The organism is Novosphingobium sp. BL-S-21 (genome assembly GCF_055521655.1).
The window spans coordinates 1,920,898-1,934,699 of record NZ_CM145495.1 but is presented as its reverse complement, the minus strand read 5'-3'; the positions used below and the strand labels follow the sequence as shown (position 1 = coordinate 1,934,699).

At 65.7% G+C, this 13,802-nt stretch carries 10 protein-coding genes; 4 read left to right on the top strand and 6 right to left on the bottom strand.

The genetic code is table 11. From position 1 onward, the window contains the following. Window positions 1-39: 39 nt before the first annotated feature. On the bottom strand, window positions 40-2,928 hold the full coding sequence (locus ACZ1J6_RS07640) for a TonB-dependent receptor (protein ID WP_431568942.1): 2,889 nt from the start codon (window positions 2,926-2,928) through the stop codon (window positions 40-42). A gap of 351 nt (window positions 2,929-3,279) precedes the next feature. Between ACZ1J6_RS07640 and ACZ1J6_RS07635 the strand changes: the two genes are divergently transcribed. Both ACZ1J6_RS07635 and ACZ1J6_RS07630 read left to right on the top strand, forming a co-directional pair. Next, the gene (locus ACZ1J6_RS07635) at window positions 3,280-4,590 is read left to right on the top strand and encodes a pectate lyase family protein (protein WP_465127443.1); all 1,311 of its coding nucleotides are present in this window, start codon (window positions 3,280-3,282) and stop codon (window positions 4,588-4,590) included. 17 nt (window positions 4,591-4,607) lie between these two features. Next, window positions 4,608-5,027, top strand: a complete 420-nt coding sequence (locus tag ACZ1J6_RS07630) for a cupin domain-containing protein (RefSeq protein WP_132267882.1) — start codon at window positions 4,608-4,610, stop codon at window positions 5,025-5,027. A gap of 106 nt (window positions 5,028-5,133) precedes the next feature. Here ACZ1J6_RS07630 and ACZ1J6_RS07625 read toward each other — a convergent pair whose 3' ends face one another. The 5 genes from ACZ1J6_RS07625 to ACZ1J6_RS07605 all read right to left on the bottom strand — a co-directional run bounded on the left by ACZ1J6_RS07625 (window position 5,134) and on the right by ACZ1J6_RS07605 (window position 10,040). Further along, window positions 5,134-5,991: an acyl-CoA thioesterase gene (locus ACZ1J6_RS07625; RefSeq protein WP_465127241.1), complete on the bottom strand. Its 858-nt coding sequence runs from the start codon at window positions 5,989-5,991 to the stop codon at window positions 5,134-5,136. After that, window positions 5,988-6,419, bottom strand: a complete 432-nt coding sequence (locus tag ACZ1J6_RS07620) for a MerR family transcriptional regulator (RefSeq protein WP_132267880.1) — start codon at window positions 6,417-6,419, stop codon at window positions 5,988-5,990. Before ACZ1J6_RS07620 ends, ACZ1J6_RS07625 begins: the two co-directional genes overlap by 4 nt. A gap of 107 nt (window positions 6,420-6,526) precedes the next feature. Further along, window positions 6,527-8,224, bottom strand: a complete 1,698-nt coding sequence (locus ACZ1J6_RS07615; protein WP_465127240.1) for a long-chain-fatty-acid--CoA ligase — start codon at window positions 8,222-8,224, stop codon at window positions 6,527-6,529. Then, a complete protein-coding gene (locus ACZ1J6_RS07610; protein WP_132267412.1) occupies window positions 8,224-9,522 on the bottom strand; it encodes an OmpP1/FadL family transporter in 1,299 nt (432 codons plus the stop codon). The genes ACZ1J6_RS07615 and ACZ1J6_RS07610 overlap by 1 nt, the downstream gene beginning before the upstream one ends. Before the next feature lie 56 nt (window positions 9,523-9,578). Next, window positions 9,579-10,040, bottom strand: a complete 462-nt coding sequence (locus ACZ1J6_RS07605) for a DUF2147 domain-containing protein (RefSeq protein WP_465127442.1) — start codon at window positions 10,038-10,040, stop codon at window positions 9,579-9,581. A 171-nt stretch (window positions 10,041-10,211) separates the two neighbouring features. Here ACZ1J6_RS07605 and ACZ1J6_RS07600 point away from each other — a divergent pair, with 171 nt between their 5' ends. Both ACZ1J6_RS07600 and ACZ1J6_RS07595 read left to right on the top strand, forming a co-directional pair. Further along, window positions 10,212-11,348: a thiolase family protein gene (locus ACZ1J6_RS07600; RefSeq protein ID WP_132267410.1), complete on the top strand. Its 1,137-nt coding sequence runs from the start codon at window positions 10,212-10,214 to the stop codon at window positions 11,346-11,348. Further along, window positions 11,345-13,672, top strand: a complete 2,328-nt coding sequence (locus ACZ1J6_RS07595) for a 3-hydroxyacyl-CoA dehydrogenase/enoyl-CoA hydratase family protein (RefSeq protein ID WP_431568944.1) — start codon at window positions 11,345-11,347, stop codon at window positions 13,670-13,672. Before ACZ1J6_RS07600 ends, ACZ1J6_RS07595 begins: the two co-directional genes overlap by 4 nt. Window positions 13,673-13,802: the final 130 nt, after the last annotated feature.

The window sequence follows — 13,802 nt, the reverse complement described above, 5'->3', positions numbered from 1 at the left end:
TTTCAGTTCATGGCATTCGGCAGATGTATCGGCCGAACATCAATACTTTGCGCGCGCGCCGAACAGGATCGTGCGGCCGAAGTGGTTGTTTTCGTAGTTGCGCTCCGCGAAGACGTCATTGAAGCGATAGCGATAGGCATCAGTCAGGTTGTTGCCGTCGATCGAGAGTTCCAGCCACTCCGTGGCCTTGTAGCGGATCGCCGCATCGATGCTGGTGTAGGAGCCATAGCCTTCGAAGATATTGCCCGTGGCGCTGGTCGCATCCACGAAGGGCCCGCGATAACTGACCGAACCGCGAATGCTGAACTTGCCGTCGTCATAGTAGAGCGTGGCGTTGGCCGCCTTCTTGGACACGCCCAGCAGGGTCTGGGTATAGACCGCCGAGACGCCGGTGAGGGCGCAGGCGCCTGTCGTGGCGTTGCGGGTACAGGCCGAAGTGGCCGGGCCGGTGATCGTGTAGTCCGCCTTGCTCTTGATGAAGGTGGCGTTGCCCTGGAAGCCCGTGTGGCTGAGGATGCCGGGCAGGAAGGTGAAGGGCAGTTGCAGGGCCACTTCCACGCCCTTCAGCGTCGCGCCCTGGCCGTTGACCTGCGAGGAGACGACATATTCCTGGTTGGGATCGTAGTTGATGTAGGCAGGCGTGCTCTGGCCCAGCACGTCGCGGCCGAGGCCGAGCTGCGGCAGGGTGGCCACATAAGTGCCGGCGACCGGGAAGCTTTCGATCTTCTTGATGAAGGCCGCCACCGACAGCAGGGCCTGCGGGGCGAAGTACCATTCGGCCGAAAGGTCGAAATTGGTCGCGCGATAGGGATCGAGGAACGGGTTGCCGAACGTGACGCGGTAGTTGAAGCCGTCCACCGAGCCGCCCGGGTTGAGGTTGCCCAGCGAAGGCCGGGTGATGACCTTGGCGATGGCGCCGCGCAGGATCACGTCGTGGCGCGGGTAGAGCGCGATGTTCATGGCCGGGAGCCAGTCGTCGTAATTGCGCTCCACGGTGGCGGCGACGCCGGCGGTGTAGCCGGTCGATTTCTGGCCGGTATGGGCATAGCGCATGCCGAAGTTGCCGGCATATTCGAGCCCGAAGATGTCGCCCTTCACGTCGAACTGGAGGTACCCGCCCGACGTCGTCTCCTGCACGCGGCGGTTGTTGCCCAGGTCCTCGATGGCGGTCCGGCCATAGAGGTTGGTATAGTCTGCCGCATTGGCGATGTTGGCGACGAGCCAGGAATCGGTGGTTCCGTTCGGCTGGCCCGCGTCGCCCAGGTTGGCGACCTGCGAGATGTCCGAAGTGACGGGCAGGCCGTAGACCGAAGCCGAGCAGGTCACCTGGCCGAGGATCAGGTCCTTCGTGCCGTTGGCGCCGCAGGCGGCGGTGTCGCGCTGGAACAATTGCGTACGGAAGTTGTAGCGCCGCCAGACCGCGCCGGTCTTGACCGTGAAGCCTTCGGCAAGGTCCCACTCGGTGCGCAATTGCGCGGTCTTGAAGCGGTTCTTCACATAGGAAGGCCGGTCGCGGATTTCGGCGAGCTGGAAGTTCGCCGGATTGGTCACGTCGAGGCCGTAGTTCAGCACCGGCGTCTTCATGTCCGAATAGTCGTAGCTGAAACCGTTGGCGTTGCGGTTGTCATAGGCGAAAGTCGTTTCGACCGGGATGTCCGCGTTTGATTGCGACATGCCGCCCAGCAGGGTGAAGCGGAAGCTGTCGCTGACGTCCTGGTCCAGCGTCGCGCCGATCTGGTAGAATTCGGTCTTCGACTTGCGCAAGTAGCTTTCCGTGCGGACATAGGCGTTGTTGAACGTGGCGCTGACCATGTTGCCGTTGTCGTCGTAGACCGGGTCCACCACGTCGAAGCGGCGCTCGTTGGAGCGGGCGAGCACTTCCAGCCACTGTTCCGCGCGGTCTTCCTTGAACGAGGAATAGAGGCCGTCGATCGAGAGCTTGGTGCGGTCGGTCGGCTCGAACTGGATGGATCCGGTCAGGCCCAGGCGCTTGCGGTCATGCTCGACCACGCCGTAGCGCGGGATGCGCGGGTGGAACGAGAGCGAGGCCGCGTCGCAGGCGGCGGAGGGGCGATAGCCGCCGCCCGTGCCGACCGGGTTGCCGCCGGTCGGGCCGACGTTGGAATAGTAGCACGGCGTGCCGTTCACCGAGTTGAAGTAGGCCTGGGCCCAGCGCACCGAGTTGTTGCCGGTTTCCAGCGTGTCGGTGTGCGAATAGGCGGCCGAGAGATTGACGCCGAACGTGCCCGCGTCGTTCCTCCAGGACAGCAGGCCGGCGATGCGCGGGCCGACATTGTCCGACAGGTCGTTGTAAGAACCCTGGACGTTGAGCACGGCGGAAAGGCCGGCCTTGCCCGCCAGCGGGTTGCCGGTGTTGAGGTCCACCACGGCGCCCAGCGAACCTTCGTCGAGGCTGGCTTCGGCGGTCTTGTGGACCACCAGGCTGCTGAACAGTTCCGAGGCGAAGACGTTGAAGTCGAACGAACGGTCGCGGTTGGCGGAGGCGCCGTCGGAGCTGGTGGCGATGGTCTCCAGGCCGTTCACGCGCACGCGGGTGAACTGGGCGCTGAGGCCGCGCACGGTGATCGCGCGGCCTTCGCCGCCGTCCTTCTGGATGGAGATGCCGGGAATGCGCTGGAGCGATTCGGCAAGGTTCTGGTCGGGGAACTTGGCCATGTCCTCGGCCACGACGGCATCGACCGCGCTGACCGATTCCCGCTTCACGTTGAGCGCGGCTTCCAGCGACTGGCGGAAGCCGGTGACGATGATTTCCTGGGCGGTCGTGCTGTCCTGCGGGGCCGTCTGGGCGGCGGCGCCGGTATTATCTGCGGCCGTGTCCTGCGCGAAGGCGGCGTGCGGCAATGCCAGCGCGCTGCCCGCGACCAGCGCTGCCTTCAGTAGCGAAATCCTCGAAACATGCCTTTGCATGATCACTCCCCCTGTAGCCTTCCGGCTCACTGGCCTTCCCAGCCTATTGATACCGGTGTCAAAGAGGGTCGCGCCTTGGGCGCTTCCTTTCTTCGGCACCTGCTCCCAGTACCTTGCGGTACTTTCCTCAACGCCTTTGCGGCGCACTCGATTGAACTGCGTATCGTCCTTGTTGCGCAATCGTCAGTTCGTTCTTGCCGGTCTTGGTAACCGGTGTCATTAGTTATTGCCGCAGGGACGCCACCCTGTCAAGAACGCTGTAACAAGCCTGGCAAGAACCGGATCAAACGGGAGAGAGCAGTGAAAGCAACGAGGCAGTTCGGCCGTCTTACCCTGGCCGCATCGGCCGCCATTCTGGCGATTTCGGCGGTCTCCCCCATGGCGATGGCGCAAGCGGCAGACCCTACGAAAGGCGGCGACGGCGGGCGAATCATCCGCGTCACCACGCTCGCCAAGGATGGCCCCGGATCGCTCAAGGCGGCGGTCGAGGCGAAGGGCAAGCGCACCGTGGTGTTCGAGGTGGGCGGCGTGATCGACCTGGGGCGCACGGTGCTGGAAATCGATGAGCCTTATCTCACCATCGCCGGGCAGACGGCGCCTTCGCCGGGCGTGACGATCGTGCGCGGCGGGATCGACCTCAAGGGGCACGACGTGAAGATCAGCCATGTTCGCGTGATGACCGGGGTGGATGGCCAGCCCAAGCTCTCCGGCTGGGAGGCCGATGCCTTCTCCACCGTCGCCGCGCACAATGTGGTGATCGAGCATTGCAGCTTCTTCTGGGCGATCGACGAGAACATGTCGACGTCGGGTCCGCGCTTCAACGGCAAGACCGTGAAGGAATGGCGCGAGGCCACCAGCCACGACGTGCTGTTTCGCGAGAACCTGGCCGCGGAAGGGCTGGCCGACGCCAGCCACCCCAAGGGCGAGCATTCCAAGGGCTCGCTGGTGCACGACAATGCCACCGGCATCGTCTTCTACCGCAATGTCTGGGCGCACAACATGGAGCGCTCGCCGCTGGTGAAGGGCGGTGCGCAAGTGCTGATGATCAACAACATGATCTACGATCCCGGCCACCGCGCGGTGCACTACAACCTGATGAACCTGGAATGGGCGGGCCATCCCTATGTGACCGGAGAGATCACGGCCGTCGGCAATGTCATGCGGGCGGGCAATTCCACCGCGCCGGGCCTGCCGTTCCTGACTCTGGGCGGCGACGGCGACCTCGCCTGGTTCAGCAAGGACAACATCAACGTCGATCGTTGGGGCAATCCCGCGCCGATGCTCGGCCGCTACGGCGTGACCAAGGCCAAGGTCATCGAAGCGCCGGCACCGCTCGCCAGCCTCGACGGCTACAAGGTCATGCCCGCCGCCGACCTCGAAACCGACCTGCTAGGCTCGGTCGGCGCCCGCCCGTGGGACCGCGCGCCCGACGACATCCGCGTGTTGTTCTTCGTGGCCGAGGGCCGCGGCGAAGTGATCGACGACGAGAAAGTCGTCGGCGGCTATCCGCATCCGGCGCCGACCCAGGCCGCCTTCGTGGAGAAGGACTGGAATCTCGGCACGATGACGCCGAAGTCGGGCCTCTATCCCGGGCAGAAGGCCGGACCGCAGGAGAAGCTCTCCGCGCGGGACAGGGAAATGCGCGAAGGGGCGGCGAAGTGATCGCGGGGCTGCTGCTGATGGCGGCTTCCACTACCGGCGCCCCGGCTCCGGCCCCGCCTCCACCCTCGGCCCCGCCCATGGCCGTCATCGACGAAAAGGACACCGTGCGCGAGGAAGCCCCTCCGCACGGCGCCATCGGCATGAGCACGGCCTATCGCATTTCGGATGCCGTGCCCGCACCGCGCGCGATGGAGTTCCGCCGCCGGGTCTTGCACAAGGGCGCGGCCATCGGCGCGCATCCCATCGCGCACGATGAGGTCTATTACGTCCTGTCGGGCGAGGGCGAAGTGGTGTCGGACGGCCAGCGCGCGGTGCTGCGGCCGGGCATGACGGCCTATCTCTACAACGGCGCGGTCGTGGGCATCTGGCAGCGCGGCGAAGCACCGCTTTCGCTCGTCATCGCTTATCCCAACCCGCCCGTGGCTGCCGGAAAGTAAGGCGCCCCGAGGCATTTCTAGCGGGGCACCGGCTTTTTTCTCCACCCGGTCATGGGCTTGGAGAAAGGGCCGGCGCCCTGAAGTCAGCGAATTTCCAAGCGGACGGTCAGGCCTGGGGATTGACGCGGAGCAGGCCCTCCTGCGCGACGCTGGCGACCAGTTCGCCCGAGCGCGTGTAGATCGCGCCGCGGGCAAAGCCGCGGGCATGGCCGGACCAGGGGCTGTCCATGGCATAGAGCAGCCAGTCGTCGATCGGCGGGGTCTGGTGGAACCAGATCGCGTGGTCGAGGCTGGCGCCGGTCACGCCGGGCGAGAAGAACCCCAGCCCGTGCGGCATCAGCGCCGTGGAAACGAGCCCGAAGTCGCTGGCATAGGCCAGGAGCACCCGCTGCATCGTGTCATCGCTGCCGAGCGGCCGGGCCAGCCGGAACCATTCCTGGCGCTGGGGCAGATCGCCGCCGCGCACCGGGGGGCAGGGGCGGATGTCGAAGGCCGCGAGCCGGTCCAGCAGGAAAGACGGCAATTTCTGTCCGGCAGCGGCCAGGGCGTCCCGGAAATCCGGGCACTCGTCCGGCGCCGGGACGTCCGGCATGGGCACCGCGTGGGACAGTCCTTCCTCGGGCCGGTGGAAGGAAGCCGCCAGGTTGAGGATCGGCTTGCCGCCCTGCATGGCGACCACGCGGCGGTTGGAGAAGCTGCCACCGTCGAAGTCAGGCAGGACGCGGTAGATGATCGGGCGGGCGGAATCGCCGGCGCGCAGGAAATAGGCGTGGAGCGAGTGGGCCTGCCGCTCGGGATCGACGCCCCGCGCGGCGGCGGCCAGCGCCTGGGCCACGACCTGGCCGCCATAGACGCGGCCCATTTCCTCGGCCGAGGCGGCGCCTCGGAAGATGCCGGTATCGATCTCTTCCACGTCGAGCAGGTCGCGCAGTTCTTCCACGGCGCGGCGGGCGTCTTCACTCATGGCTGGTCTCCGGGCCGTTCTTCAGGCGGCGGGGCCGATGCCGGGCCGCTGCGGACTTCCACCGGCATGCCCTTGAGCCAGGCCAGCGACTGCCGCTCGATGGACAGCAGTTCTTCCAGTGTCTGTTCGATCGCGGTCTTCTGCTGGCGCAGTTCGTCAATACGGTCGGTGACCCGGGTCAGTAGCGCGCGGACCTGTTCGTGGTGCTCGGGATCGACGTCGTAGAGATCGAGGAATTCCTTGATCTCGCGGATCGAGAAGCCGAGCCGCTTGCCGCGCAGGATCAGCTGCATCCTGCCCATTTCGCGGCGCGAATAGATGCGGGTGGTGCCGACGCGCTGCGGGGCGATCAGGTCCTTGTCCTCATAGAAGCGCAAGGTGCGCATGGTCACGCCCAGTTCGGTGGCGGCTTCCTGGATGCCGAGCATGTCGCCGCCCGGCTCTCCCCCTTCCGGGTTCTCGCGCGGGGCTGCCGCCTGCGCGCCTGCTGCGGGGAGGGGCGCGCCGTTCGGAGTGAGTGCGGCTCCGGTGCCGCTCACGAATCCTGTCCCGAGGCGCGGCGCGCGGCCTCTTCCTCGACCAGCTCCTTCTTGGAGAGCTTGCCGACCAGCGTCTTGGGCAGGCTGTCGCGGAATTCGATCTGGCTTGGCATCTCGATCTTGTTGAGCCGTTCCTTGAGGAAGGCCATCAGGGTTTCCTGGTCCAGCGTATCGCCGGGATGGAGCGCCACGAAGGCCTTGGGCGCCTGCCCGCGATAGGTATCGGGAATGCCGATCACGATCGCCTCGTGCACCATCGGATGCTCGTAGAGCGCATCCTCGATCGTTCTCGGATAGACATTGTACCCCCCGCAGAGGATCATGTCCTTGATCCTGTCCACCAGGAACAGATAGCCGTCTTCGTCGAGATAGCCAACGTCTCCCGTGCGCAAGGCACCGTAGATGAAGGTCTTTTCCGATTCCTCGGGCCGGTTCCAGTAGCCGGACATGACTTGCGGGCCGCGCGCGCAGACTTCGCCGCGCTCGCCCTGGGGCATGACCTTATGCAGGTTGTCCGGATCGCGGATTTCCAGCACGGTTCCGGGGAAGGCCGGGCCGCAGGAATTGTTCTTCACGTCGCCTTCCAGCGGATTGCAGGCGATGATCGGCGAGGCTTCGGACAGGCCGTAGCCTTCCACCACGCGCACGCCGGTGCGCTGCTCGAACTTCTGGCGCACTTCCAGCGGCAGCGGCGCCCCGCCCGAGATGCAGACGCGCACCTGGTCGAACTCGCCGTGGAGCTGCTGGTTGTTGAGCGCGGTATAGAGCGTGGGAACCCCGAAGAACTGCGTCGGTCTGGTGCGCTTGGCGGTGGCCAGGAACGACTTCATCTCGAAACGCGGCAGCAGGATCATCTCGGCGGCGGTGTCCACCGAGTAGTTGAGCACCGTGGTCAGCGCGAAGACGTGGAACAACGGCAGGACGCCCAGCGTGCGCTCCTGCGTCTCCGGCATGTGGCCGACATGGGCGATCATCTGTGCCGAATTGGCGGCGAGGTTCGCGTGGCTGAGCATCGCGCCCTTGGGCACGCCGGTGGTGCCGCCAGTATATTGCAGCACGGCAAGGTCCGAGGGCGAGCGTTCGACGGGATCGGGATCGGCGTCGCGCGCGATCAGGTCCGCAAAGCGCAGGAAACGCAAGTCGTGCGGCTCACGCGCGATGTCCTTGCGCTTGAGCAGGCGATAGGCGCGGCCCTTCAGCTTGGGCAGGGCATCGGCGATCGGGCAGACGATCACGCGGCGCAGCGCGCCTTTTCCGACCAGCGGCTCGATCTTGGGAAGCGAGAGCGCAAGGTCGGAGGCGACGATGAATTCCGCGCCGGAATCGTTGACCAGATGCGCCATCTCGCGCTCGGTGTAGAGCGGGTTGAAGTTCACCACGATCCCGCCGATGCGCAGGATCGCGAAGTAGCAGATCACGTAGTAGGGCGTATTGGGCAGGCACAGGCCCACCCGCGTCCCCCGCTTGACGCCGAGGTCCTGCAACCCCCGCGCCGCGCGGCGGGACAGGTCGCCGATCTCCTTGTAGGTCCACTTGCGGCCCATGAAGTCGATCGCCGGCCAGGCGCCGTGAGCTTCCACGGCATGGTCGAGCAGGTCGGTGAGCAACCGCGGCGCGATCGGCGGCATCTCTTCCGGAAGTTGGGAGGAGGTCTCCGGGGCGGAGTGTCCGCCGATCGTCGCCGCGGCTCCCATCAGAAGGCCACCCGCGCGCCGAGCGAGAAGACCATGGCGTAAGCATCCTGGAGGCTGCCGTTGGTGATCACGGGGGTCTGTGCCGCCGTGCCCGGATAGGCCGCGGTGATGCGGTCGATCGGCGCGTCCTTGAACGTGATGTACGAGGCGGCCGCGTCGATCGCGATCTTCTCGCTCATGTTCCAGGTGGTGCCGGCCGAGAAGTTCCAGCGGTTGCTGTCAGGCACGCGGGCATCGCGGTCGCCGCTGCTGGTCGGCGTCTCGCCGTACTGGATGCCGCCGCGCACGGTCCACTTCGGATTGACGTCGTAGTCCATGCCGAAGGCGTAGGAGAAGCCGTCCTTGTAGTTCTCGGGGATCTGCTGGTTGATCGGGGCGCCGAGATCGATGGTGTCGAACTTGCTCCAGCCGAAGGCCACGACTTGCGCGTTCAGCGTCAGCTGCTTGGTGGCGTGGATGCGGCCGGACATGATCGCCTGCCACGGGGTGGTGAATTCGGCCGTGGCGTCGAGCGTCCGGTTCTGCGCGGCAAGCGGGCCGAGCAGGCCGTCGATGGTCAGCGAGCCGTCGAGCTTGTGCTTGATGGCCGACTTGTAGGCGACGCCGATCGAGGCGGGGCCGTTATGGTACTGGGCGCCGACCGACCAGCCCACGTCCCAGCCGCTGCCCTTGAGCTGCTGATGGCCGTCCGCCAGCAGCGGCGAGAGGTTGGGCAGGTAGTTGCCGAGGGTGGCGTCGACATGTTCGACGTTGGCAGCCGCGCCGATATAGAGGCCTTCGACCGGCTGGAAGGCGACGCTGGGCTGGATGTCGATCGTGCGCAGCTTGGTCTTGTCCGCGGAATAGCGGGCCCAGCTGTCGGCATCGTAATTGGTGGTGAAGGAATAAGGCGAGGTCACCGTCAGGCCGAAGGCGAACTTGCCGGTGCCGTAGGCGATCGAGCCGGAGGGCAGCACGCCGTTGTCGATGGGGTTTTTGGCCAGGCCATTGCCGCCGACCGGGGCAGGTGCCTGCCCGGGGCGGACGATCACGGTACCGTCGTCCACCACTTTGCCGCGCGGCAGGATGACGCTGGCGTGGACCGAAGCCTGGCCGCCTTCGAGTCCGCCGATCGCAGCCGGGTTCCACCACAGCGAGTCGACGCCGGTATCGGCGGCCTCACCCGAGAAGGCGCGGCCCTGTGCGCGTACCGACTGTTCCTGAAGGTAGAAGGCCTGTGCATGGGCGGCGCCGGCAAAGCCGAACACGATGGCCGATGCGGTGCCCGCGAGAAGAATGCGGCCCGAAGTGCGTTTCATATCCTTGAACTCCCTTAATTCTCTTATGCCCTGAACCTTCGTGTACCCGGTGCGCCTCAGGGGATGCGCGTCCAGGTCTGGGTCTTGCACAAGGGCCAGACGATGCAGCCCTTGAGCTTGAGGCTATTGGCCCCCGAAGGCGTTATCGTCGCCTTGTAGGTGCCGCCGTCCTCAGGATTGTAGATCTGTCCTTCGACCCATTCGTTCCCTTTGGCCTTGAAACCACCGACAATTTGCAGGCCCTTGATCTTGCGGCCACGCTGCGCGGTGTCCTTATTGTTCACGTCGCGCAGGTCGGGGTTGGTCTTCAGGCCGTCCGAATCGACGAGCCGGCCGCAGACCGATTCGCCGCAGCGCCTGAGTTCGACGACCCCGTGCTTGGAAGGTGTGCGCCACTTGCCGACGACGGAGTCGCCGCCGGCCGCCAATGCCGGATTCGCGCCGGGAATTGCGATCAGGGCCGCGGCAACAAATGCCAGCCCCGCAGGTTTCCACTGTTTCATGAGCGACCTCTCCATCGTCTCCAACCGGACATCTTCTCACCGGCGGGACGGGGCCCTTACGGTGGGATGTTGATTTGTCGTAACCGATAATTTGCTTGACGTATAGGGAAAGAATTGCACCCTTAGGGAAGAAGACGGCGCAGCCTGGGGAAGAGCCCTCGGCGCGTCGGCCCACGGAGAGAGTGCATGCAAAGTGTCGTGATCGCGGGTTACGCCCGCTCGCCCTTCCACTTGGCCAACAAGGGCGCGCTGGCGCGGGTCCGTCCGGACGACCTTGCCGCCCAGGTGATTCGCGGCCTCATCGCCAAGACCGGCGTGGAAGCTGCCGATATCGAAGACGTCATCGTCGGCTGCGCGTTCCCCGAGGGCGAGCAGGGCTTCAACGTCGCGCGCCTGATCGGCCTGCTGGCGGACCTGCCGATCTCGGTGGGCGGCATGACTGTGAACCGTTTCTGCGGCTCGTCGATGAGCTCGATTCACTACGCCATGGGCCAGATCGCCATCGGCGCGGGCGAAGTCTTCGTCTGCGCGGGCGTCGAATCGATGAGCCGCGTGCCGATGATGGGCTTCAACCCGCTGCCCAATCCGGAGCTGGCGAAGAAGAGCGCCGCCTACATGTCGATGGGCGAAACCGCCGAAAACGTCGCCACCAAGTACCAGATTCCCCGCGCCGATCAGGAAGCGCTGGCTGTTTCCAGCCAACAGAAGGCCGCCGCCGCGCGTGACGCCGGCAAGCTGACCGACGAGATCGTGCCGATCCAGACCAAGGGCGGCGTGGTGAGCGAAGACGGCACCATTCGCGGCGAAACCACCGCGGAGGGCCTTGCCGGTCTGAAGCCCGCGTTCGATGCGGCAGGGTCGGTGACTGCCGGCACCTCCTCGCCGCTGACCGATGGCGCCAGCGCCGTGCTCGTCACCACCGAGGAATATGCCCGCGCCCACGGCTTGCCGATCCTCGCCCGCATCAAATCGGTCGCGGTGTCGGGCTGCGCGCCGGAAACCATGGGCCTCGGCCCGATCCTCTCCAGCCAGAAGGCGCTTGAGCGTGCCGGTATCTCGGCGGGCGATCTCGACGTGGTCGAACTGAACGAGGCCTTCGCTTCGCAGGCGCTGGCTTGCATCAAGGACCTTGGCCTCGACGTGGCCAAGGTGAACATCGACGGCGGCGCCATCGCCATCGGCCACCCGCTGGGCGCCACCGGCGCGCGCATCGTCGGCAAGGCGGCCTCGCTGCTGAAGCGCGAAGGCGGCAAGTACGCGCTCGCCAGCCAGTGCATCGGCGGCGGTCAGGGCATCGCCACGATCCTGGAGTCGGTGGAATGAGCGACAACAACATCAAAAAGGTCTGCGTGATCGGCGCTGGCACCATGGGTGCCGGGATCGCCGCCCAGGTCGCCAATGCGGGCGTGCCGGTGCTGCTGCTCGACATCGTTCCCAAGGATGCGACCAATCGCAATGTCGTCGCCGAGGGCGCCGTGGCGAAGATGCTCAAGACCGAGCCTGCGCCGTTCATGAGCAAGTCCGCCGCCAAGCTAGTCGAGACCGGCAATATCGAAGACCACCTCGACAAAGTTGCCGAATGCGACTGGGTGATCGAGGCGGTGATCGAGCGTCTCGACATCAAGCAGGGCCTCTACGCCAAGCTGGAAGCGGTGAAGCGCGACGGCACCGCCGTTTCGTCCAACACCTCGACGATCCCGCTCGCCAATCTAGTGGAAGGGCGTTCGGACGCGTTCAAACGCGACTTCCTGATCACCCACTTCTTCAACCCGCCGCGCTACATGCGCCTGCTGGAAATCGTCACCGGCCCGGCAACCGACGCTGCCGTCGCCGCGACGGTCGAGCAGTTCGCCGACGTTTCCATGGGCAAGACGGTGGTCAGGGCCAAGGATACCCCGGGCTTCATCGCCAACCGCATCGGCACCTACTGGATCCAGCTTGGCCTCAACGCCGCGTTCGACATGGGAATCACCATCGAACTGGCCGATGCCATCGCGGGCAAGCCGATGGGCGTGCCGAAGACCGGTATCTTCGGTCTTGTCGATCTGGTCGGCATCGACCTCATGCCGCACTTGCAGGCCAGCCTCACCTCGACGCTGCCCGCAGGGGACCTCTACCACGGCATCGCCCGCGACATTCCGCTGATCAACAAGATGATCGGCGAGGGCTATACCGGCCGCAAGGGCAAGGGCGGCTTCTATCGCCTCAACAAGGAAGCCGGTCGCCGCAAGGAAACCATCGACCTTCAGACCGGCGAATACCGTCCCACCATCACCGCACAGGGACCGCGAGGCGCCGCCTCGAAGGGTGACCTCAAGGCACTCGTCGAAAACAAGGGCGACATCGGTGCCTACGCCTGGGCCGTGCTGGGCGATACGCTGGCCTATGCCGCCAGCCTCGTGCCCGATGCCGCCTCGGACGTGGTTGCCGTCGATGACGCGATGAAGCTGGGTTACAACTGGAAGGCCGGCCCCTTCGAGATGATCGACAAGCTGGGCGCCAAGTACCTCGCCGATCGCCTTGCCGCCGAAGGCAAGGCCGTGCCCGCGATCCTGACCGTGGCGGGCGACCGCACGTTCTACCGGATCGAGAACGGCAAGCGCCAGTTCCTGGGCCTCGATGGCGAATACCGCGACATCGTCCGCCCCGAAGGCGTGATGCGCCTGGCCGACGTGAAGCTTTCGTCCAAGCCGATCATCCGCAATGCCTCGGCCGCGCTTTGGGACATCGGCGACGGCGTCGTCTGCCTTGAATTCACCGGCAAGATGAACGCGCTCGACGGCGAAGTCATGAAGCTGATCGGGCAGGCCATCCCGCTGGTGGCGGCGCAATACAAGGCGCTGGTGGTCTACAACGATGCCGACACCTTCTCGGCAGGAGCCAACTTGGGCCTCGCGCTTTTCGCGGTGAACATCGCGGCCTGGGGCGAGATCGAGAAGCTCGTGGCGGGCGGACAGCTGGCTTACAAGGGCCTGAAGTACGCGCCGTTCCCGGTGGTCGGCGCACCGGCGGGCCTCGCGCTCGGCGGTGGGTGCGAGATCCTGCTCCACTGCGACGCGATCCAGGCCCATGCCGAACTCTACTGCGGCCTTGTGGAATGCGGCGTCGGCCTCGTTCCCGGCTGGGGCGGCAATGGCGAGATGATCGACCGCTGGCGCAATGCCCCCGGCATGCCGAAGGGCCCGATGCCGGCCGTGGCCAAGGTGTTCGAGATGGTCTCGACCGCGCAAGTCTCAAAGTCTGCCCAGCAGGCGCGCGAGATGATGATCCTGCGGGGGGGCGACGGCATTTCGATGAACCGCGACCGCCTGCTGCATGACGCCAAGCAGAAGGCTCTGTCGCTGGTCGAGGGCTATACCCCACCCGAGGCGCCCGAGTTCAAGCTGCCCGGTGCCGGTGGCCGCACCGCACTCGGCCTTGCTGTCGAAGGCTTCCACAAGCGCGGCATGGCGACCGACTACGACGTGGTCGTCTCGGGCATTCTGGCCGACGTGTTGACCGGCGGCGAGTTCGACCTCGTCGACACCGTGAGCGAGGGCGAACTGCTCAAGCTGGAGCGCGATGCCTTCATGGGCCGCCTGCGCGACGACCGCTCGGTCGCCCGCGTCGAGCACATGCTCGAAACCGGCAAGCCGCTGCGTAACTGAACCAAAGGAAAACCGGGCCGAGAGCGTGACCTGCCACCCCATCCTCCTTTCCTCGTTCCTTCCCTCGTCATTGCGAGCGGCGAAGCCGCGCGGCAATCCAGGGGCGTCGCAAACCGCCCTGGATTGCTTC